The organism is Rhizobium sp. KNZ14-9A, assembly GCF_056755015.1.
Genome location: NZ_JBPGXB010000002.1, coordinates 4,255,428 through 4,275,071, shown reverse-complemented (window position 1 = coordinate 4,275,071; position 19,644 = coordinate 4,255,428). Strand labels below are relative to the sequence as shown.

General features: G+C 60.7%; 19 protein-coding genes and 1 tRNA gene. 8 read left to right on the top strand and 12 right to left on the bottom strand.

Annotation, left to right across the window (positions count from 1 at the left end):
* Positions 1–4: 4 nt before the first annotated feature.
* Genes ACR9ZQ_RS27955 through ACR9ZQ_RS27940 form a run of 4 tightly spaced genes read right to left on the bottom strand, consistent with a single transcriptional unit; the run spans position 5 to position 2,348 of the window.
* Complete coding sequence (locus ACR9ZQ_RS27955) at positions 5–433, bottom strand: DUF1178 family protein (RefSeq protein WP_037101528.1); 429 nt, start codon at positions 431–433, stop codon at positions 5–7.
* Positions 430–1,287, bottom strand: a complete 858-nt coding sequence (locus ACR9ZQ_RS27950) for a carbon-nitrogen hydrolase family protein (RefSeq protein ID WP_481429106.1) — start codon at positions 1,285–1,287, stop codon at positions 430–432. Before ACR9ZQ_RS27950 ends, ACR9ZQ_RS27955 begins: the two co-directional genes overlap by 4 nt.
* Before the next feature lie 9 nt (positions 1,288–1,296).
* Positions 1,297–1,554 (bottom strand): glutaredoxin 3, encoded by a 258-nt coding sequence (grxC, locus tag ACR9ZQ_RS27945; protein WP_007825499.1) that lies wholly within the window; start codon positions 1,552–1,554, stop codon positions 1,297–1,299.
* Positions 1,555–1,586: 32 nt separating this feature from the next.
* A complete protein-coding gene (locus ACR9ZQ_RS27940) occupies positions 1,587–2,348 on the bottom strand; it encodes a ComF family protein (RefSeq protein WP_477921880.1) in 762 nt (253 codons plus the stop codon).
* Between the two features lie 197 nt (positions 2,349–2,545).
* On the opposite strand from ACR9ZQ_RS27940, the gene ACR9ZQ_RS27935 reads away from it, so the two are divergent.
* Positions 2,546–3,430, top strand: a complete 885-nt coding sequence (locus ACR9ZQ_RS27935; RefSeq protein WP_481429364.1) for a methyltransferase domain-containing protein — start codon at positions 2,546–2,548, stop codon at positions 3,428–3,430.
* 13 nt (positions 3,431–3,443) lie between these two features.
* Here the strand turns inward: ACR9ZQ_RS27935 and ACR9ZQ_RS27930 are convergent, their stop codons facing one another.
* From ACR9ZQ_RS27930 to ACR9ZQ_RS27905, 6 genes are all read right to left on the bottom strand, one after another.
* The gene (locus ACR9ZQ_RS27930) at positions 3,444–3,611 is read right to left on the bottom strand and encodes a Flp family type IVb pilin (protein ID WP_007825504.1); all 168 of its coding nucleotides are present in this window, start codon (positions 3,609–3,611) and stop codon (positions 3,444–3,446) included.
* Positions 3,612–3,680: 69 nt separating this feature from the next.
* Positions 3,681–4,019 (bottom strand): hypothetical protein, encoded by a 339-nt coding sequence (locus tag ACR9ZQ_RS27925; protein WP_007825505.1) that lies wholly within the window; start codon positions 4,017–4,019, stop codon positions 3,681–3,683.
* A gap of 126 nt (positions 4,020–4,145) precedes the next feature.
* On the bottom strand, positions 4,146–4,559 hold the full coding sequence (mutT, locus tag ACR9ZQ_RS27920; RefSeq protein ID WP_310384790.1) for an 8-oxo-dGTP diphosphatase MutT: 414 nt from the start codon (positions 4,557–4,559) through the stop codon (positions 4,146–4,148).
* Positions 4,556–5,362, bottom strand: coding sequence for a GNAT family N-acetyltransferase (locus ACR9ZQ_RS27915; protein WP_310384792.1), 807 nt, complete (start codon positions 5,360–5,362; stop codon positions 4,556–4,558). Before ACR9ZQ_RS27915 ends, mutT begins: the two co-directional genes overlap by 4 nt.
* Entirely contained in the window at positions 5,343–6,584 is a 1,242-nt protein-coding gene (gene argJ / locus ACR9ZQ_RS27910; RefSeq protein ID WP_481429105.1) for a bifunctional glutamate N-acetyltransferase/amino-acid acetyltransferase ArgJ, read from the bottom strand. The genes ACR9ZQ_RS27915 and argJ overlap by 20 nt, the downstream gene beginning before the upstream one ends.
* A 229-nt stretch (positions 6,585–6,813) precedes the next feature.
* A complete protein-coding gene (locus tag ACR9ZQ_RS27905) occupies positions 6,814–7,698 on the bottom strand; it encodes a peptidylprolyl isomerase (RefSeq protein ID WP_481429104.1) in 885 nt (294 codons plus the stop codon).
* A 248-nt stretch (positions 7,699–7,946) separates the two neighbouring features.
* Here ACR9ZQ_RS27905 and secA point away from each other — a divergent pair, with 248 nt between their 5' ends.
* From secA to ACR9ZQ_RS27890, 3 genes are all read left to right on the top strand, one after another.
* Positions 7,947–10,664: a preprotein translocase subunit SecA gene (gene secA / locus ACR9ZQ_RS27900; protein WP_310384797.1), complete on the top strand. Its 2,718-nt coding sequence runs from the start codon at positions 7,947–7,949 to the stop codon at positions 10,662–10,664.
* Positions 10,665–10,821: 157 nt separating this feature from the next.
* Positions 10,822–12,237 (top strand): oligosaccharide flippase family protein, encoded by a 1,416-nt coding sequence (locus ACR9ZQ_RS27895; RefSeq protein WP_310384799.1) that lies wholly within the window; start codon positions 10,822–10,824, stop codon positions 12,235–12,237.
* Complete coding sequence (locus ACR9ZQ_RS27890; RefSeq protein ID WP_481429103.1) at positions 12,238–13,515, top strand: GNAT family N-acetyltransferase; 1,278 nt, start codon at positions 12,238–12,240, stop codon at positions 13,513–13,515. It abuts the gene before it with no gap.
* On the opposite strand, the gene ACR9ZQ_RS27885 is transcribed toward ACR9ZQ_RS27890, so the two are convergent.
* The gene (locus ACR9ZQ_RS27885) at positions 13,512–15,149 is read right to left on the bottom strand and encodes an AMP-binding protein (RefSeq protein ID WP_481429102.1); all 1,638 of its coding nucleotides are present in this window, start codon (positions 15,147–15,149) and stop codon (positions 13,512–13,514) included. The genes ACR9ZQ_RS27890 and ACR9ZQ_RS27885 overlap by 4 nt on opposite strands.
* 223 nt (positions 15,150–15,372) lie before the next feature.
* Between ACR9ZQ_RS27885 and ACR9ZQ_RS27880 the strand changes: the two genes are divergently transcribed.
* Positions 15,373–16,353, top strand: coding sequence for an aldo/keto reductase (locus tag ACR9ZQ_RS27880; RefSeq protein WP_481429101.1), 981 nt, complete (start codon positions 15,373–15,375; stop codon positions 16,351–16,353).
* Between the two features lie 247 nt (positions 16,354–16,600).
* Positions 16,601–17,395: a class I SAM-dependent methyltransferase gene (locus ACR9ZQ_RS27875; RefSeq protein WP_481429100.1), complete on the top strand. Its 795-nt coding sequence runs from the start codon at positions 16,601–16,603 to the stop codon at positions 17,393–17,395.
* Between the two features lie 58 nt (positions 17,396–17,453).
* Here the strand turns inward: ACR9ZQ_RS27875 and ACR9ZQ_RS27870 are convergent, their stop codons facing one another.
* Positions 17,454–18,026, bottom strand: coding sequence for a TetR/AcrR family transcriptional regulator (locus ACR9ZQ_RS27870; RefSeq protein WP_310384809.1), 573 nt, complete (start codon positions 18,024–18,026; stop codon positions 17,454–17,456).
* Between the two features lie 126 nt (positions 18,027–18,152).
* Here ACR9ZQ_RS27870 and ACR9ZQ_RS27865 point away from each other — a divergent pair, with 126 nt between their 5' ends.
* Positions 18,153–19,448 (top strand): MFS transporter, encoded by a 1,296-nt coding sequence (locus tag ACR9ZQ_RS27865; RefSeq protein ID WP_310384811.1) that lies wholly within the window; start codon positions 18,153–18,155, stop codon positions 19,446–19,448.
* Between the two features lie 85 nt (positions 19,449–19,533).
* Positions 19,534–19,618, top strand: a tRNA-Leu gene (locus tag ACR9ZQ_RS27860).
* Positions 19,619–19,644: the final 26 nt, after the last annotated feature.

Here is a 19,644-nt window from a genome sequence, read left to right as displayed (position 1 = left end):
CATATCAGTTCACGTCTTCGGGCAAGACCGGGAGGGCAGCGATCTCGATGCCTTCTTCCACCAGCGCTTCAGCTTCGTCGGGCGTTGCCTGGCCGATGATACCGCGGGCATCCGCCTCACCGTAGTGGATCTTGCGAGCTTCCTCGGGGAATCGGGTTCCGACATCCTCGGAATTCGCCTTGATCGCAGCGACAGCTTCCTTGAGCTTCAGGAAGGCTTCGCGGCGGGCCGTGTCCATCGCGACCGTCTGCATCTCTTCCTTCTTGCGCGCGGTCGAGACGGAAGGAGCCATGAGTGACTTGGAGATGGAGGCGGAATTGCAGACGGGGCAGGTCAGAAAGCCGCTTGCGACCTGCCGGTCAAAATCGGCGCCTTCAGAAAACCAGCCTTCGAATTCGTGGGCATTCTCACAAATAAGGGAATAGCGGATCAAGCTACTACGCCTCCTGTAATTTCCCCCGCAATCCTCTCGATGGAAAACTCCCGGCCGTTCTTAAGGTTCGGAATCTTGTCATGGGCGGCTTTCACAGCCGCCGGATCGATCTCCGCCAGAATGACCGTCTCGCCGGTCGGACCGGCTGACGCCAGCACCTTGCCCCAGGGATCGATGATCATCGAATGGCCGAATGTCTCGCGTCCGTCTTCATGCAGGCCGGCCTGCGCTGCGGCGATGACGAAGACACCATTTTCAATGGCGCGCGCCCGCAGCAGGATTTCCCAATGCGCCTCGCCTGTCTGCTTCGTGAAAGCGGCCGGAACGGTCATCACTTCGGCACCGGCAACCGCCTGCGCTCGGAAAAGCTGCGGGAAACGCACGTCGTAACAGATGGTGAACCCCATCTCGGCAAACGGCAACGACAGAACGCGCGCTTCCGAACCCGGCCTGTAAGCCGCACTTTCGCGCCAGCTCTCGCCATTGTCGAGATCGACATCGAACATGTGGATCTTGTCGTAACGGTTCAGGATCTTGCCGTCAGGTCCGAAGAGGAAACCGCGATTGGCCATCTTGCCGTCGTCGAGCGCAATCGCCGTCGAGCCAACATGCATGAAGATACCGAGTTCGGCCGCAAGCGCCGAGCCGGTTTTGACAATGATGTCATTGCTCTCGTCACGGAGCACTTCCTTTGCCGCAGCGCGGTTACGCTGCAACATGCCGGTCATTTCAGGCGTCTGCACGTAAGTGGCGCCCTTTGCAGCAGCCTCTCGGACGAGGCGCGCCATCGAAGCGGCATTCCACTCCGGATCGACACCGGAACACATCTGGATGGCGGCGGCTGTGAAGCTCATCGCTCTTCCTCAGGCCGCCAGCAGCGGATCGAGCTTGCCTGCCCGATCGAGCGCGTAGAGATCGTCGCAACCGCCGACATGCGTGCTGCCGATGAAAATCTGCGGAAAGGTGGTGCGGCCGTTCGACTTGCCAAGCATTTCCTGACGAAGCTCGGGCGAGAAGGTCGCGTCATGTTCGACATAGTCGACGCCCTTCTCTTCAAGAAGAGATTTGGCGCGTGCACAATAGCCGCAGAATTGACGCGTATAGATGGCAACGGGTACCATGAAGGTCTCCAGACAGTGCTGTTTTCTTTCTGTCATATAGTTTCTGCAATAGCCCTTGCAAAGGTCAAAACCGTTATATCGGCAGCCCCCGCCTTTCGCAGCGCGCGCGTTGCCGCACCAACTGTCGCCCCTGTCGTAAAGACGTCGTCGACAAGCACGATGCGTTTGCCGAAGACATCGCTTTCCCTGCCCGCGGCGACCGCAAAAGCGCCACGGACATTGTCCTCGCGCGCCCGTATACCAAGACCAACCTGCTGGCTGGTACGCTTCACACGCAGAAGCGTCCCCGGCAACAGCGGTTTTCCTGCAAGCCCCGCCAAATGTCGGGCAAGCTCCGCGGCTTGGTTGAATTTGCGCGAGACCATGCGGGTGCGATGAAGCGGAACCGGAATGACGGCATCGCAGCGTTCGACCATGCCGTCCGACGCGCGCAGCATCCAGCCGGCCATCATCGGCGCGAGATCGGTTCGATCGCGGTATTTGAGGCCGTGTACAAGAGTGCGAACGGCATGGTCGAGGGTGGCTGCTGAACGCAGCCGATCGAAGGGCGGCGGATTGGCGATCGCCTCTGCGCTCAGAATGCCGGCCCCGAGATCATGGGAAAAGGGAAGGCCGAGCACCTCGCAATAGGGCCGCTCGATGAAGCGGACCTCGGACCAGCATTTGGCACAGAGCCCGCGATGGCCGCCTGTCGAAACACCGCAAGCCGCACAGGACGGCGGATAGACAAGATCGGCAAGCATGGAAACGGGCCGCAGAAGCTGCGCGAATATCCGCCCCGTCTCACTTTTCATCTTGATCGTCCCCATATGAGGCAGACTAAAGCATGTCGCGCAAAACTGTGTAGCGGTTTTGCGATAACGACATGCGTAAAAAACGAAGACCTGAAGCGTGGCAGGCGGATATCAAAGATCGCGACGCGCTTTAGCGCGTCACGCGACAAAGGAAAATCGCCTTGCCGCCTGCCGGATGGCGGAATATGGACATCGCCATGGATATCATCTTCGACAAGGCGCAGATCGCCGCGAACCGTCGGCGCGCGCTCGCAAATAACGACCCGAAAGCAGGCTTCCTGCTCGATATCGCCGCCGAGGAATTGGCAGACCGCCTGGCCGTCGTGGAGCGCAGCTTCGAACTTGCGGTGGAACTGCACGGCACCACAGGCGCGGCCGCCCGTGCGGCGATCGCGACCGGCAAGGTCGGCAGCCTCACCCGCGTGGAAAGCGATATGCACTATGTCGCGCCGGGCGAACCTTTTCTCCAAGCACCGCTCGAAGACGTGCCGCTCGCGCCCCAATCGACTAATCTGGTAATTGCACCGCTCAACCTGCACCTGACCAACGACACACCCGGCGTCTTCATCCAGATCCGCCGCGCGTTGAAGCCGGACGGCCTGTTCCTGGCCGCTATTCCGGGCGCCGGTACGCTGCAGGAACTGCGCGAGGTGCTGCTCGCGACCGAGATCGAGATGACCGGCGGCGCAAGCCCGCGCGTCATCCCCTTCGCCGATGTCCGCGATGTGGGCGGTCTGCTGCAGCGCGCAGGCTTTGCGCTGCCCGTCATCGACGCGGAGAATTATACGGTACGCTATGATTCAATTTTTCCGCTGATGCGCGACCTGAGAGCGATGGGCATGGCCAATCCGCTCGTTGCGCGCAGCCGCAAGCCACTGACACGCGCCTTCTTCCTGCGCGCCGCTGAAATCTATGCCGAGCGCTATTCGGACCCCGACGGCCGCATCCGCGCGACATTTTCAGTGATCTATGTGTCGGGATGGGCACCGCATGAAAGCCAGCAGCAGCCGCTGAAGCCAGGAACGGCCAAGGCGCGGCTTGCTGACGCACTGAAGGTGGAAGAGCAGAAGCTCAGGCAGTGAGCTAACGAACAGCTCAGTTGATCGTCAGGTTATTCTCGACGGTGTTGAACACGCCGCGCAGGCCATTGGTGAATACACCCAGGCCCCCAATGAGCGCAACCGCCATCAGCGCTGCAATCAATCCATATTCGATCGCCGTCGCACCGCTTCTGTCTGCCAGAAATTTCTTCAGCAAATTCATCAACCCAACCCTTCTGCGCGCAAGACTGCAATGAAACTCATGGCCCCCAGGGACGGGAGCTTCATTTCCTCAGCAGCCGGCGCCGACGCCGTAGCCCTGGACGACACAGACCGAACCAGGCGTATCCTGGAGCACGCTGCGGCGGATTGTATAGCGCTTGCCGTTCTCGCTCTTCGGGCCATTCTCGGTCTTCGGGATGGAGCCGGTGGTGATCGTGTCGAAATCCGCCGGCGCGCTGGCGAGCACGCTCTTCTTGGAAGAATCCGCCAGCATCGGCGTCAGGATAAGGGTCAACGCCACTACGGCTGTACCGAAGAGAAGGGCAATATTGAGCGCCCCCGTCCTGCGCGAAGCAGACGAAGAAGCACGTTCCTTTTCGCGCACAGCTTTCCAGAAATCGTCGTCCATGACGTCAAGCCCTTAAATACACACACGCCAGTCGCTTGAGTGAGGCCGATCATTGCCAGAAGGTGCTAAATGATCGATTAATATCCACAGGCGAAATCGACGTTTCGTCCCAATAATCAGCAAAAGCTAAAGTAGATCCTGTAGTACCGGGATGAGCGGCTCATCGGCCGGCGGCATCGGATAATCGCGCAGCGCCTGCGGGCGCACCCATTTGATTGCCTGGCCCTCACGCCCCTGCGGAATGCCTTCATAACGGCGGCAGACATAAAGCGGCATCAGCAGGTGGAACGTATCATAGCTGTGGCTGGCGAAGGTCAGCGGCGCAAGACACGCCACCTTCGTCGAAATGCCGAGCTCTTCGTTCAGTTCACGCACCAGCGTTTCCTCCGGCGTCTCGCCGGGTTCGACCTTACCGCCGGGGAATTCCCACAGGCCGGCAAGGGACTTGCCTTCCGGCCGCTGTGCCAGAAGGATACGCCCGTCCGCATCGATCAGCGCACAGGCTGCGACCAGGATCAGCTTCCTTCCGGCGTCGGTCATTCGCAGCGCTCCTGCCAATAGCAATAGTGATAGGCATCACGGAAGCCGAGACGCTCGTAAAGAGCAATCGCCGGTGCGTTGGAGAGTTTCACCTGCAGCCAGGCGGTACGGGCGCTGCGCATCCGCGCCCAGCGCAGTGCCGAAGTCAGGATCTCGATGCCGAGCCCCTTGCGGCGATGGCTGTCCGCGACCGAAAGCGACATGATGCCCGCAAGATCGTTGTCCTGCACGCAGAGGACCGTCGCCAGCGAGCCATGGATCGTATCCTCGATCATGAAAAGGCCGGATGGCGGCTTGATTGCCGAGATGATTTCGGCAAGCGCCGGTTTCAGAGAAAGCTGCGCCTGATCGACGGCGAGATTGGCATCAACGAACCGGCCAACATCGTGAGTCGGAAGATGATCGAGCGTATCGGGCAGATCGGCCTGCGAGAGATCGCAGACCATGACGGCCGTTTCATCGAAACGCTTCCATCCCTGTTCCCTAATCAGGTCGATCAGAACAGGCGAGGCAAGTGGAGTCTCACGCACGACGGCAGGACGGCCATAGGCCTCGAATTTGCGGCTTGCCTTCTCCAGCCTGATCTCGACATCGCGATGGTCGGAGGGATCGAGCGGCACGATGGAATTCAGGCGATTCGAGGGATGGCCCGCCGTCAGGCGAACCTGCCAGCTTCCGTCATATTGTACGGAAGCGGCCGGCCAGGCGCGAAAGCCCACGGCTTCCAGCCGCCGGACCAGCGGCAGGTTCTGCTTCGGAAGGGATGCCTGCATCAACGAACGATCAGCTCCGGTAGTCGCCATTGATCGCAACATATTCCTTGGTGAGGTCGCAGGTCCAGACCGTAGCCTTGCCGGAGCCGAGGCCAATATCAACTTTGACAGGAATATCCTGCTTCTTCATCACGGCGGAGGCCGCATCCTCGGAATAGGAGGGGTCGCGCTCACCGTTGACGGCAACGCGCACATCGCCGAACCAGATGGCGAGCCGGTCGCGATCGGCCATTTCACCGGCCTTGCCGACGGCCATGACAATACGGCCCCAGTTGGCGTCCTCGCCCGCAGCCGCCGTCTTGACCAGCGGCGAATTGGCGATGGAAAGGGCGATCGTCTTGGCAGCGGCATCGCTCTCGGCGCCGGTCACGGTGATTTCAAGCATCTTCGTGGCGCCCTCGCCGTCGCGGGCGACCTGGATCGCCAGATCCTTGAGGAGCTCGTTGAGGGCTGCGCGGAATGCACCGAGCTGCGGATCGCCCGCGCCCGTGATGCGAGCCTGTCCGTCGGCTGCTGCGGCACCTGTCGCAAACAGCATCAGCGTGTCCGAGGTCGAGGTGTCACTGTCGACGGTCATGGAGTTGAAGCTCGGCTCGACACCGGCAGACAGCAAAGACTGCAGGGCGGAAGACGCGATATCGGCATCCGTGACGACGAAGGAAAGCATGGTCGCCATATCGGGCGCGATCATGCCGGCTCCCTTGGCGATGCCGTTGATCGTCACCTTCACACCGCCGATTTCGGCAGTGCGGGTCGCAACCTTCGGATAGGTGTCAGTGGTCATGATGGCCTTGGCGGCCTCGAACCAGAAATCGCCTGTCGCATCGGCGTGCATCTTGTCGAGCACACCGGCAAATTTGGTGGCGTCGAGCGGTTCACCGATGACGCCGGTCGACGCAAGAAAGATTTCATTTTCGCCGCAGCCGACGGCAGCGGCGGCCGACTTTGCGGTGAGCTCAGTCGCGGCGCGGCCCTTCAGGCCGGTGAAGGCATTGGCATTGCCGGAATTGACGACAACGGCGCGTGCCGTGCCATGCGGCAAGTTGGCCCGGCAGAAATCGACGGGCGCGGAGGGGCACTTCGATTTGGTGAAGACGCCTGCAACGGCAGCCGGCGCATCAAAGACCATCATCAGCACGTCCGTCCGGTTCTTGTACTTGATGCCGGCAGAAGCGGTCGCCATGCGCACGCCGCGAAGCGCGGGCAGCGAGGCAAAGGTTTTCGGGGCAAGCGGAGAAACGGTAGCGGACATGGATGTGACCTGCCAATGAGCATTTCCAGGCGAAATGGAAACCGGCTCGCCGTGCGGAAATGCGACAACAAACGATGTTCGAGCATGATGCCGAAAAGTGTGAACGGTTTTCGGACGACATCATGCTCTATTTTTGATTTAGATCCGGATTCAGATTTTAGGCCGATCAGGCCCAAAAACATCCGGATCTAATGAAGGGCCCGGAAAAACCGGGCCCAGATGCTGATGATTACTGCTGCGGCGCGGGGGCCGGTGCCGGAGCGGCGCCCGGCTCAGGCTGCTTGTTCGCGTCTTCGTAACCCTTGCGGAGCGTTTCGTCCATGATCTCGACCTTGGAGGAAGCCTTCGCCTGGTTCAGGAGCGCAAGATACTTGTCGCGCATGACGAGCTGACGAACCTGGTCCTGCACCTGCTCGAATGCCGGCGGCGGAGCGTCGCGCTTATCCTCGACCTTGATGACGTGATAGCCGAAGTCGGTCTTCACAGGGGTCTTGGAATAGGTGCCCTTCTCAAGCACGAAAGCGGCATCCTCGAATTCCTTGACCATGCGGCCACGGCTGAAATAGCCGAGGTCTCCGCCGTCATCCTTGTTCGGATCGGTGGACTTTTCCTTGGCGAGCTCGGCAAAGTCCTTGCCGGCGTCGAGCTGCTTGATAACGTCCTTGGCTTCGTCTTCGGTCTTGACGAGGATATGGCGGGCGTGAACTTCTTCCTGCTTCGGCAGGGCGGCGACTTCCTTGTCGTAACGTGCCTTCACATCGGCATCGGTGACAGTGTCGACGACATGCTTCTTGAAGTAGGCGTTGTGAAGCTCGCGGTCGGTCAGATACTGCATGCGCTTCTTGAAGTCGTCCGTCTGGTCGAGCTTCTCGGCGGTGGCATCGGCAGCAAGCAGCTTCACGTCGATAGCGGCAGAGAGGGCGGCAACCTTCTTCTGGTCGTCAGGGAGCTGCGCAAGCTGCGGGTCGAGATTGGCCACAGCCAGATCGAGTTCCGACTGGTGGATTTCCAGATTGCCGACCTTGGCGACGACCGCATCATCGGCATAGGCCGGGGCCTGGAAGGCGACGAAGGCCGTAAACGCCAGCGCAGCAAGTTTGTTGGTGCTCAACATTAAATAACCCTTCACAATTATACCCGCCGGCTTCAGCTTTCGTGAATCCAGCCCGAAAACAGGCTTCAACACCGGAATGTGGCCTTTCTATATCAGCCAAATCCGTTGACATCATTTGCCCCCCCTCTTATCTGTCACGCAACCTCGCGTCCAGAACAGTTTCCGGGCGTTTTCAAGCGTGCGCCTGTTTTTCGGCTGGGTAGCGAATAAGAAACGTCGGGGAAGAATATTCAGAAAGGACCAGTCATATGGTCAGCTTTGGCGGTATTGCCCGCAAGTTATTTGGCTCAGCCAACGATCGCCGCGTGCGGTCCTTCCAGCCGAACGTCGCCGCAATCAACTCTATTGAGGAGAAGACCAAGGCGCTGACGGACGAGCAGCTTGCCGCAAAGACGGTGGAGTTCCGCGCGCTCCTCGCAGAAGGCAAAACGCTGGACGATATCCTGATCCCGGCCTTCGCGGTCGTGCGCGAAGCCTCCCGCCGCGTCCTCGGCATGCGACCTTTTGACGTACAGCTCGTCGGCGGCATGATCCTGCATTCCAACGCCATCGCCGAAATGAAGACCGGCGAAGGCAAGACGCTCGTCGCTACCCTGCCGGTCTATCTGAACGCGCTTGCCGGCAAGGGCGTGCATGTCGTCACTGTCAACGACTACCTCGCACAGCGTGACGCTGCGAACATGGGCCGCCTCTACGGCTTCCTCGGCCTGACCACTGGCGTCATCGTCCACGGCCTTTCCGACGAGGAGCGACGCGACGCCTATGCCTGCGACATCACGTACGCGACTAACAACGAACTCGGCTTCGATTATCTGCGCGATAATATGAAATACGAGACGAACCAGATGGTGCAGCGCGGCCATAACTTCGCGATCGTCGACGAAGTGGACTCGATCCTGGTCGATGAAGCGCGCACGCCGCTCATCATCTCCGGCCCGCTCGACGACCGCTCCGACCTCTACAACACCATCGACACCTACATTCCGCTGCTGACGCCGGAAGACTATGAGATCGATGAAAAGCAACGTTCGGCAAACTTCTCCGAAGTCGGCACGGAGAAGCTGGAAAACCTGCTGAAGCAGGCCGGCCTCCTGAAGGGCGCCTCGCTCTACGACATCGAGAATGTCGCGATCGTTCATCACATCAACAATGCGCTGAAGGCCCACAAGCTGTTCCAGCGCGACAAGGACTACATCGTCCGCAACGGCGAAATCGTCATCATCGACGAATTCACCGGCCGCATGATGCCAGGCCGCCGCTACTCGGAAGGTCAGCACCAGGCGCTGGAAGCCAAGGAAAAGGTGCAGATCCAGCCGGAAAACCAGACGCTGGCCTCGATCACCTTCCAGAACTACTTCCGCATGTACAACAAGCTTGCCGGCATGACCGGCACGGCCCAGACGGAAGCGGAAGAATTCGGCAACATCTACAATCTCGACGTTCTCGAGGTGCCGACCAACCTGCCAATCCTGCGTATCGACGAAGACGACGAAGTCTACCGGACCGTCGAGGAGAAGTACAAGGCGATCATCACCGAGATCCTGGACGCCCACAAGCGCGGCCAGCCGGTGCTCGTCGGCACGACCTCGATCGAGAAGTCGGAGTCTCTGGCGGAGCTGATGCGCAAGCAGGGCTTCTCCAACTTCCAGGTTCTGAACGCCCGCTATCACGAGCAGGAAGCCTATATCGTTTCCCAGGCTGGTGTGCCGGGCGCCGTGACAATCGCCACCAACATGGCCGGCCGCGGTACCGACATCCAGCTCGGCGGCAACCTCGACATGCGCATCGACCATGAGCTTGCCGAAGTCGAGCCAGGCCCGGAGCGCGACGCAAAGGTCGCGGCGATCCGCGAAGAAATCAGGGCACTCAAGGAAAAGGCGCTTGCGGCAGGCGGTCTCTACGTCATCGCCACTGAGCGCCATGAAAGCCGCCGCATCGACAACCAGCTGCGCGGCCGTTCCGGCCGTCAGGGTGACCCCGGCCGCTCCAAGTTCTACCTGTCGCTTCAGGATGACCTGATGCGCATCTTCGGCTCCGACCGCATGGACAGCATGCTGCAGAAGCTGGGTCTCAAGGAGGGTGAGGCGATCGTCCATCCCTGGATCAACAAGGCTCTGGAACGCGCGCAAAAGAAGGTCGAAGCTCGCAACTTCGACATCCGCAAGAACCTTCTGAAGTACGACGACGTTCTGAACGACCAGCGCAAAGTCATCTTCGAACAGCGCGTCGAGATGATGGAAGCGCCGAATATTTCCGAGACTGTATCCGACATGCGTCGCGAAGTGGTCGACGATCTGGTCACGACTCACATTCCGGAACGCGCTTACGCCGAGCAGTGGGATGCCGTCGGCCTGAAGACGCAGGCCGCCAACATCCTCAACCTCGACCTTCCGATCGAGGACTGGGTGAAGGAAGAAGGCATTGGCGAAGACGATATCCGCGAACGCCTGACGGAAGCCACCAACGCCGCCTTCAACGAGAAGGTCGAGCGCTTCGGTCCCGATATCATGCACTATGTCGAGCGCCAGGTTGTCATGCAGACGCTCGATCATCTGTGGCGCGAGCACATCGTCAACCTCGACCATCTGCGTTCCGTCATCGGCTTCCGCGGTTACGCCCAGCGCGATCCGCTGCAGGAATACAAGTCGGAAGCCTTCGAGCTCTTCCAGGCGCTGCTCAACAACCTGCGTCAGGCCGTCACGGCACAGCTTATGCGCGTCGAGCTGGTGCAGCAGGCTCCGCCGCAGCCGGAACCGCCTGTCATGCAGGCCCATCACCTCGATCCGACGACCGGCGAGGATGAGTTTACAAATACGACCTATCAGGCGCTTGAAGTCACCGTCCCGCCGGAAAACCGCAACCCCAACGATCCATCGACCTGGGGTAAGGTCGGCCGTAACGAGGCCTGCCCCTGCGGCTCGGGCAAAAAATACAAGCACTGCCATGGTGCTTTCGAACAGGTCTGAGAATGGCGCCTTCGGGCGCCATTTTTCTTGGTATTTCCGCCCAATTATGGATCACAGTGGCAGGCAATGCCGCCTCGTTGGGCATACCGTTTCTTAACTCTGATCTGGCAAGACTTGCCGGTGCGAATGCCCTGCCCTTAGAGTTTTGCGTGTTAAAATGGCGGTCATAGAAACAGCGGAAAAAATGCTGCCCGCGGGGCTGCGGCCGATCGCCGGCCGCGTGCTGCGTATGCTCGCCGCCGTGCTGACCGAACGGGGCGACAAGGCAGCCGCACAGCGCATGGCGTTGATCGCTTTCTCGATCCGCATCCTGAGCGCAGCCCTCGCCTTCCTGTCGCAAATCGTGCTCGCCCGGCTGATGGGCGAATATGAATACGGCATCTTCGTCTTCGTGTGGGTGCTGGTCGTCCTCTGCGGTGATCTTTCCTGCCTCGGTTTCCACACCGCGATCGTCCGCTTCCTGCCGCAATATCGCGCCGCCGGCGCCTTCGCCGAAATCCGTGGCCTCACCGGCACCGCGCGCGTTTTCGCGCTGCTCTCGGGTACGACCGTTCTCATCGCCGGCATGTTCGGTCTGCATTTCTTCGGCGACAGAATCGAGAGCTATTATCTGGTGCCGATCTTCCTCGGCCTCATGGCCATGCCGATGATCGCGCTCGGCGATATCCTTGAAGGCACGTCACGGGCCAATCATTGGCCCGTCATGGCACTCAGCCCGGTCTATATTGTCAGGCCGATCCTCATCATCTTTTTCATGCTGACTGCGATCTTCTTCGGCGCACCGCACACGGCAGTCACCGCCATGCAGGCAGCCCTCGCGGCAACCTTCGTCACCGCCCTCGGCCAATATGCCGCCACGGTCTACCGGATGCGCAAGCACTACGATGCCGGCCCCCGCAAGGTGGATTTCGTGGAATGGCTGGGCGTTGCCTTCCCGATCTTCCTGATCGAGGGCGTGAGCTTCCTGCTGACCAATTCCGATGTCGTGATCGTCGGCATCTTCCTGGAGCCGCATGACGTCGCGATCTATTTTGCAGCGGCCAAGACCATGGCTCTGGTGCATTTCATCAATTTCTCGGTGAAAGCTGCCTCCGGCCCGCGCTTCTCCTCGATTATCGCCGAAGGCAACCGGGCCGATCTCGCGGTTGCGGCTATCGATGCTGCCCGCTGGACCTTCTGGCCCGCCCTCGCCGTCGGTCTCGCGGTCCTGGCGGCCGGGCATCTGCTGCTGTCGCTTTTCGGCGGCGCATTCACGGCCGGTTATATGCTGATGGCGATCCTGCTGGCCGGTATCCTCACCAAGGCTCTGGTCGGTCCCGCCGAGACGCTGCTGATGATGGCAGGCAAGCAGAACCTCTGCGTCGCCCTTTACGCTGGAGCGCTCGCCGCCAATGTCGGCCTCAATATCCTGCTGATCCCGCACTACGGCATCGTCGGCACGGCGATCGCCACGGCCTCCGCAATGGCCGTGGAAGCGATCCTGCTGCATGTCTTCGTGCGCCGCGCACTCGGCTTTACGCTTTTCGCCTTCGCAACCCCTTCCGCCGCAACGCCAGAAATGAGAGCCCGATAGATGGTGCGTGTACCACCCATCACCGAGAGCACCGACAGCAACGCGAACCGCATGGTTCACGATCTTGCCGCGCTCAAGTTCGAAGCCCCGCAGGCCGAAGCACGGATCGAAATCGGCCGGCTGGGACGTGAGCTCTGCCTTTACCCCGGCAAGCTCGGCTACGATCTGCAGGAGGAGCTGGATTTCCTCTCCAATCGCTCGATGGAGCCGAATGTCTTCTTCAGCGGCCGTTTCCTGGCGCCTGCCATGCCGCGGCTGGAAGACCGGCAGGTCAATTTCGCGATCATCCGCGACGAGAACGAACATCGCAGCCGCATGCGCCTGCTCATGCCCTTCTCTGTCGACAAACCCGGTTTCGCCGTCGGCCCGTCGATCATCCGCGGCTGGGCAAACAGCTTCGGTCCGCTCGGTACCCCCTTGGTCGACGCCGAGGATGCGGCGGAGACGCTGGACAACCTCTTCGAAGGCCTGATCACGCCGGACCTCGGCCTGCCGGGCACACTGGTGCTGCCGGACGTCCGGCTGAACGGCATCTTCGTGCGCATGGCAAAGGCCGTTGCGCTCAGCCGCAATCTGCCGCTGACCGTCGCCAATCCCTATGAGCGGCCGATGCTGCAGAGTGATGACGATGCCATGGTTTATCTCGGCCGCACCGTATCTTCCTCTCACCAGCGCGAGATGCGCCGCCAGTGGCGGCTGCTCGAAGAGCTCGGCAATGTCGTCCACACCGTCGCCCGCCAGCCGCGCGAAATCCACATGCGTTTCGAGGAATTCCTGGCGCTGGAAGCCGGCGGCTGGAAGGGCAAGCGCCGCAGCGCGCTGGTGACCGACCGCTATCACACCGCCTTCGCCCGCGAGGCCGTCTCCAATCTGGCGGAAGTCGATGCCGTGCGCATCCACACGATCGACATTAACGGCAAGGCGATCGCCGCCGTGGTCGTGCTTATGATGGGCGGCGAGGCCTATACCTGGAAGACCGCCTATGACGAAAACTACTCCCGCTATTCGCCGGGCAAGCTGTTGATGAGCGAATTGACCGAATGGCATCTCGACGATGCCAATGTCGTGCGCTCGGATTCCTGCGCCGTCTCCGATCATCCGATCATGAGCCGCTTCTGGCAGGAACGCGAGGAGATGGGCACGTTGGTGATCGGCCTCACCCAGAACGGCGACCGCGACATGCGCCAGGTCGCGGCCCAGCTTCACATGTACCGCAGTACCCGCAACATGGCGAAGATGCTCCGCGAGAAGATCATGTCGCTTGCCGGCCGGGGTTAGTTTTCAGCTTCCGCCGCAGCCTTTTCCCGTAACAGCCGGCGGATGACCTTGCCTGTGGTTGTCAGCGGCAGCGCATCGACGAATTCGACCTCGCGCGGATATTCGTGCATCGAAAGCCGGGTTTTCACCCAGTCCCGGATTTCCGCTGCCAGCTCCGCACTCGGGCTGTAGCCTGGCGCAAGAACGATATAGGCCTTGACGATCTCCGTACGCAGCGCATCTGGCTTGCCGACGGCAGCGGCAAGCTGCACGGCCGGATGGCCGACGAGACAGTCCTCGATCTCCGCCGGCCCTATGCGGTAACCGGACGAGGTGATGACGTCGTCGTCACGGCCTGCAAAGGTGACGTAGCCCTCCGCATCCTGCCGGCCGATATCACCAGTCAGCATCCATCCCTTGGCGTACTTCCTGCTGGTCGCATCGGGGTCGCTCCAGTAGCCGAGGAACATCACCGGATCGGGACTGGCAATGGCAATCTGCCCCTGCTCGCCGACCGGCAGCTCGTCACCTTTGTCGCTGACAACAGCCACCCTGTGGCCGGGCGAAGCGCGCCCGATTGCGCCGGCCTTCGTCACCCCGAAGGCAGCGCTCGAAGACAGCACGAAATTGCACTCCGTCTGCCCGTAAAATTCATTGACGGTAATGCCGAGCGTACGGCGCACCCACTCATAGGTTTCGCGCCCCAGGGATTCACCTGCCGAACCGATGGTGCGCAGCACCAGATCGTATTTCGAGCGCGGCTCCTCGACGGATTTCAGGAGCCGGAGTGCCGTCGGCGGAATGAAGGCATTACGCACCTTCATCTCGGCCATGATGCGATAGGCCATGTCCGCATCGAATTTCTGTGCCGGCGAGGAAACGACAGGCACGCCGAGCAGCAGGCTCGGCAGCAGCGCATTGAGCAGCCCGCCGGCCCATGCCCAGTCAGACGGCGTCCAGACCTTGTCTCCCGCCTGCGGGAAACCCTCATGGGCAAACTGCATGCCGGGAATATGGCCGGCAAGAACCCGGTGGCCATGCAGCGCGCCCTTCGGCGGCCCCGTCGTGCCCGACGTGAAGATCATCAGCGCTGGCTCGTCGGGGCCTGACTGCACAATTTCGAATGTGGAAGAATGGGCGGAAACCAGATCGGCAAAGCCCAGCGTGCTTGCGGAGGTCCCATCGACGCTGATGACATGTTTGACGTCAGGCAGTCGGTCGCGGATCTGGTTGATGCGTCCAAGCCCGAAGCCATTGGTGATGACGGCTGTCGCACCTGCAGCCTTCAGCCGGTACTCCAGCGCCTCGACGCCGAAAAGCAACGCGAGCGGCAGCGCGACCGCGCCCATCTTGTAGATAGCCACATGCGAAATGACCGTCTCGAAGGATTGCGGCAGGAGCAGCGCCACACGATCCCCCTTGCCGATACCAAGTGCCGAAAGCGCATTGGCGAAGGATGAGGAGCGGGCGGCAAGCTCGCCATAGGTCAATGACAGATGGTGGCCGTCGGGACTGAAATGTTCGAGGCAGACGCGATCAGGATCACGCGCGGCCCAATCGTCGCACACGGCGCGGCCGATATTGAAATCCTCTGATATCTGCCAGGAGAAATCACGGTAGAGCGTGTCATATCGATCGCCGGGCGGCAGTTTCATGGGCATGATCCGGTAAAATGCTGCACCAGCTAACACCTCACCGACCGAATGCGCAAGCGGTGTAATCCGCAAGGATAAGACGACATTCCGCCCGCTCATCAGGTATTATTGCGCTAACTGCAAAACACATTCTCCGTCAGGCTCGCTGAGACTTCGGCGATTTCTGCGCTACATCATGTGCATGCGCCTGGGGAGTCGCTGAAATTCATCGCGGAGCACTTTCATGGAATATGTAAAACTCGGGAAGACCGGTCTCGAAGTCTCGAAGATCTGCCTCGGCTGCATGACCTATGGCGATCCCAACCGCGGAAACCACGCCTGGAGCCTGCCGGAAGAGGAAAGCCGCGCGCTCCTCAAACAGGCGATCGATCTCGGCATCAATTTCCTCGACACGGCCAACACCTATTCTAATGGTTCCTCCGAGGAGATCGTCGGCCGCGCCATCAAGGATTTCGCCAAGCGCGAGGATATCGTACTCGCGACCAAGGTCTTCAACCGCATGCGGCCCGGGCCGAATGGCGCCGGCCTGTCGCGCAAGGCGATCTTCGACGAAATAGACAACAGCCTGCGCCGCCTCGGCACTGACTACGTCGACCTCTATCAGATCCACCGCTGGGACTATACGACACCGATCGAGGAAACGCTGGAAGCTCTTCATGACGTCGTGAAATCAGGCAAGGCGCGTTATATCGGCGCTTCTTCCATGTATTCCTGGCAGTTCGCCAAGGCGCTCTACACCTCGCGCCTCAATGGCTGGACGGAATTCGTCAGCATGCAGGACCACGTAAACCTGCTCTACCGCGAGGAAGAACGCGAAATGCTGCCTTTCTGCGAGGATCAGAAGATCGCCGTCATTCCCTGGAGCCCGCTTGCCCGCGGCCGCCTGACCCGTGACTGGGATGAGAAGACCAACCGCAGCGAAACCGATGAATTCGGCAAGACGCTCTATAAGCAGGCCGAAGACGCCGATCGCAAGATCGTCGAGAAGGTTGCCGAAATCGCCAAGGCCCATGGCGTTTCCCGCGCGCAAGTCGCCACTGCCTGGATCCTGCAGAAGAGCGCAGTCACCGCCCCGATCATCGGCGCTTCCAAGGCGCAACACCTGACGGACGCCGTCGGCGCGCTGACGGTGAAACTCAGCGCCGATGATATCGCCGCACTCGAAGCACCCTACATCCCGCACAACGTCGCCGGCTTCAAATAAGCCGTCGCGTGACAGCCTCTCTCCGCCGATGTGGAGGGAGGCTCATTCCTTTCCCGATATCAGGACTTCCGGCGATTGCCCGCTGTGTGAGTTCGGCCGCGACCTATTGAAGCAGATCATGCCGCTCTGGCGTTGGGTGGCCGAAAACGTCGCCTCGTTCGAGGCCACGCGTGTGCGATCCAAGAAACCATCACGAGCCGGTCACAGTTGAGCCTTAGCGGTTTGCGGCAAACAGAGGACCGTCCGCATGACTATCGTTCCTTTCGAAGCCCACCGCTTTCGTACCACTGCCGTCTACTACAACCGCTTCCGCGTCCCCTATCCGAACAGGCTGATCGAACGCGTCGCAGAACGCACCGGCCTGAAACCCGGCGATCGTGTGCTCGATCTCGGCTGCGGACCAGGACCGCTCGGCGTCGCCTTCGCACGCCTCGCTGGCGCTGATGTGATCGGGGTCGATCCCGAGCCGGAAATGCTGGATGCCGCGCGCGAAAATGCGGCCGAAACCGCCGTGAACATGAGGCTCATCCAGGGCTCCTCTTACGATCTCAACCCGGATCTGGCCCCGCTGAAACTTGCTGTCCTGGGCCGCTCCTTCCATTGGATGGACCGCCCGGCGACGCTGGCAGCGCTCGACGAGCTCATCGCGCCGGGCGGAGCTGTCGTTCTCTTCTCCGACAGGCATATCGCAGCGACACCGGATTGGCGTGACGTACTGCATCAGCTGTCGGAGACCTATTCGCCGGAAAAAAGCGCCGAGCGTAAACTACGCCGCGCGCCGGAATTCGGACCGCATGAGGCGGTCCTGCTGCGCTCCCCCTTCCGCAATCTCGAACGCATCGGCATCGTCAACGAACGGGTAATCGGGACGGAGGATATCATCGGCCGCGCCTTCTCCATGTCCGTCACCTCTCCACAGGTGCTGGGTGAAAGGACAGAGGAATTCGAGGCAGCCTTCCGCAGCGAGCTCGCCGCCCTGTCACCGGACGGCACCTTCACCGAAATCGTCGAAGGCCATGCGATGATCGCCTTCCGCGACTGAGCAATTCCAGTAAAGCGCGTAGCGGTTTTGCGCCCGGAGTTGCGTGAATGCTTTGGGATTACTGCAGCGGGTCGAGCTTGCGGCGCATCGTGACCAGAAACTGCTCGGCAAGCGCCCGATCCTCGACCGCGCGGGCAAGAATGACGGCCCCCATCATCGATGAAAGCGTCGACGTCGCATTGGCGCGGCGCTCTTCCTCGGTCGTACCCGGCACCACCTCCTTCAGCACATCGACCAGCGTGGACAACCCCTCGCTGAAGGTCGCACGAACCGCACCTTCGCTGCGGCTGACCTCCTGGATCAAGGAGGCGAATACGCAGCTTCCGCCGGGATCATCAACCGTGCGCCAATGGATGTAATGATCAAGCAGCGCCTGAAGCGGCTTGTCTGGTTCAGCGGCGATCAGCTCACGCCAACGTTCTTCCACACGCTCGATCAGCTTGCGGCTGACCTCCAGAGCAAGGTCGTCCTTCGATTCGAAATGGCCGTAAAAACCGCCATGCGTAAGGCCTGCAGCCTTCATGATGTCGGCGACGCCGACGCCATCGAACCCATTCTCGCGGAAGAGCACGCTGGCCGCCGTCAGGATCTTCTCGCGGTTTTCTGCAAATTTCTCGCGGCTGACCCGCATTTTTCATCTCCGGAAATGGTCGCTTGACAATTTATATGATGTCCATCATCAATACGCAACAAATATGATGGCCGTCATGTAAAGCGGTCTTGTATATGGTCCTCACGTCATAAACGGAATTTGCCCATGGTCTCTGCAGTCCTTGCATCATCCCTTGCCCGGCGAAACATTCACTATGGATGGGTTGTCGTCGCCGCCACCTTCCTGACCATGCTGGTAACCGCCGGCGCAATGGGCGCGCCGGGTGTCCTCATCAAGCCGCTGCAGGACGAATTCGGCTGGGAAACCTCGCAGATTTCCTCCGCCCTTGCCATCCGCCTCATCCTCTTCGGCCTGATGGGACCGTTTGCGGCCGCCTTCATGAACTATTTCGGCATCCGCAAGGTCATCGTCTTTGCGCTGGCCCTCATCGGCGCGGGCTTCGTCGGCTCGCTGTTCATGACCAAGCTTTGGCATCTGCTGGCGCTCTGGGGCATCGTCGTCGGCTTCGGCACGGGGCTGACGGCCATGGTGCTGGCAGCCACGGTTTCCACACGCTGGTTCGTCAAGCACCGCGGCCTTGTCGTCGGCATGCTCTCGGCAAGTTCGGCAACCGGCCAGCTCGTTTTCCTGCCGCTGATGGCGGAGCTGACCGAACGCTACGGCTGGCGCGCCACCGTCTTCTTCGTCTGCGCCATGATTATGGTCGCCGCTCTTCTCGTGCTGCTCTTCATGCGTGACCGCCCCTCGGACGTAAACCTGCCCTCGGTCGGCGAAACACAGGTTGCCCCGGCCCCCGCCCGCGGCACGCTCGGCGCAGCGCTTGCAACGCCGATCACAGTTCTCAGGGACATTTCGACGACCTCGACCTTCTGGATCCTGTTTGCCACCTTCTTCATCTGCGGGCTCAGCACCAACGGCCTCATCCAGACACATTTCGTCACACTCTGTGGCGATTTTGGAATCATGCCGGTCGCAGCCGCCAGCGTTCTCGCCGTCATGGGCATCTTCGATTTCTTCGGCACGATCGGCTCCGGCTGGCTCTCTGACCGCTTCGACAATCGCTGGCTGCTCTTCTGGTATTACGGCCTGCGCGGCCTCTCGCTGCTCTTCCTGCCTTTCAGCGATTTCAGCTTCTACGGCCTGTCGATCTTCGCCGTCTTCTATGGCCTGGACTGGATCGCCACCGTGCCACCGACCGTCAAGATCGCCGCCGACCGCTTCGGCCGTGAAAAAGCCGGCCTCGTCTTCGGCTGGGTCTTCGCCGGGCACCAGCTTGGTGCTGCCACCGCGGCCTACGGTGCCGGCCTGTCGCGCACGGCGCTGGAAAGCTACCTGCCGGCCTTCTTCATTGCCGGCGCCTTCTGCCTGCTGGCCTCGGTTCTGGCGATTACGCTGAAGAAATCCGGGCTCAGCGCGCCGAGTGAGGCAGTCGCCCACTAAACCTCGATTTCCAAACGCCAAAACTTCGCCCGCCGTCTTGCATGCGCGGGCGAACGCATGTTAGACAGCCGCCTCGTATTTCGCTGCCCCATTGGCGGAATTGGTAGACGCGCTCGACTCAAAATCGAGTTTCGAAAGAAGTGCTGGTTCGACCCCGGCATGGGGCACCAAATATCTCTGAATAAATGGATTTTAG

What these genes read in the sequence shown, in the direction of transcription:
- ACR9ZQ_RS27870 (WP_310384809.1), bottom strand. Translation starts at nt 18,026, where the DNA reads ATGCGGGTCAGCCGCGAGAAATTTGCAGAAAACCGCGAGAAGATCCTG.
- ACR9ZQ_RS27940 (WP_477921880.1), bottom strand. Translation starts at nt 2,348, where the DNA reads ATGAAAAGTGAGACGGGGCGGATATTCGCGCAGCTTCTGCGGCCCGTT.
- ACR9ZQ_RS27925 (WP_007825505.1), bottom strand. Translation starts at nt 4,019, where the DNA reads ATGGACGACGATTTCTGGAAAGCTGTGCGCGAAAAGGAACGTGCTTCT.
- ACR9ZQ_RS27885 (WP_481429102.1), bottom strand. Translation starts at nt 15,149, where the DNA reads ATGAAACTGCCGCCCGGCGATCGATATGACACGCTCTACCGTGATTTC.
- mutT (WP_310384790.1), bottom strand. Translation starts at nt 4,559, where the DNA reads ATGACCGACGCCGGAAGGAAGCTGATCCTGGTCGCAGCCTGTGCGCTG.
- ACR9ZQ_RS27950 (WP_481429106.1), bottom strand. Translation starts at nt 1,287, where the DNA reads ATGAGCTTCACAGCCGCCGCCATCCAGATGTGTTCCGGTGTCGATCCG.
- grxC (WP_007825499.1), bottom strand. Translation starts at nt 1,554, where the DNA reads ATGGTACCCGTTGCCATCTATACGCGTCAATTCTGCGGCTATTGTGCA.
- ACR9ZQ_RS27935 (WP_481429364.1), top strand. Translation starts at nt 2,546, where the DNA reads ATGGATATCATCTTCGACAAGGCGCAGATCGCCGCGAACCGTCGGCGC.
- ACR9ZQ_RS27895 (WP_310384799.1), top strand. Translation starts at nt 10,822, where the DNA reads ATGGCGGTCATAGAAACAGCGGAAAAAATGCTGCCCGCGGGGCTGCGG.
- argJ (WP_481429105.1), bottom strand. Translation starts at nt 6,584, where the DNA reads ATGTCCGCTACCGTTTCTCCGCTTGCCCCGAAAACCTTTGCCTCGCTG.
- ACR9ZQ_RS27880 (WP_481429101.1), top strand. Translation starts at nt 15,373, where the DNA reads ATGGAATATGTAAAACTCGGGAAGACCGGTCTCGAAGTCTCGAAGATC.
- ACR9ZQ_RS27865 (WP_310384811.1), top strand. Translation starts at nt 18,153, where the DNA reads ATGGTCTCTGCAGTCCTTGCATCATCCCTTGCCCGGCGAAACATTCAC.
- ACR9ZQ_RS27890 (WP_481429103.1), top strand. Translation starts at nt 12,238, where the DNA reads ATGGTGCGTGTACCACCCATCACCGAGAGCACCGACAGCAACGCGAAC.
- ACR9ZQ_RS27915 (WP_310384792.1), bottom strand. Translation starts at nt 5,362, where the DNA reads ATGGCGACTACCGGAGCTGATCGTTCGTTGATGCAGGCATCCCTTCCG.
- ACR9ZQ_RS27875 (WP_481429100.1), top strand. Translation starts at nt 16,601, where the DNA reads ATGACTATCGTTCCTTTCGAAGCCCACCGCTTTCGTACCACTGCCGTC.
- secA (WP_310384797.1), top strand. Translation starts at nt 7,947, where the DNA reads ATGGTCAGCTTTGGCGGTATTGCCCGCAAGTTATTTGGCTCAGCCAAC.
- ACR9ZQ_RS27905 (WP_481429104.1), bottom strand. Translation starts at nt 7,698, where the DNA reads ATGTTGAGCACCAACAAACTTGCTGCGCTGGCGTTTACGGCCTTCGTC.
- ACR9ZQ_RS27930 (WP_007825504.1), bottom strand. Translation starts at nt 3,611, where the DNA reads ATGAATTTGCTGAAGAAATTTCTGGCAGACAGAAGCGGTGCGACGGCG.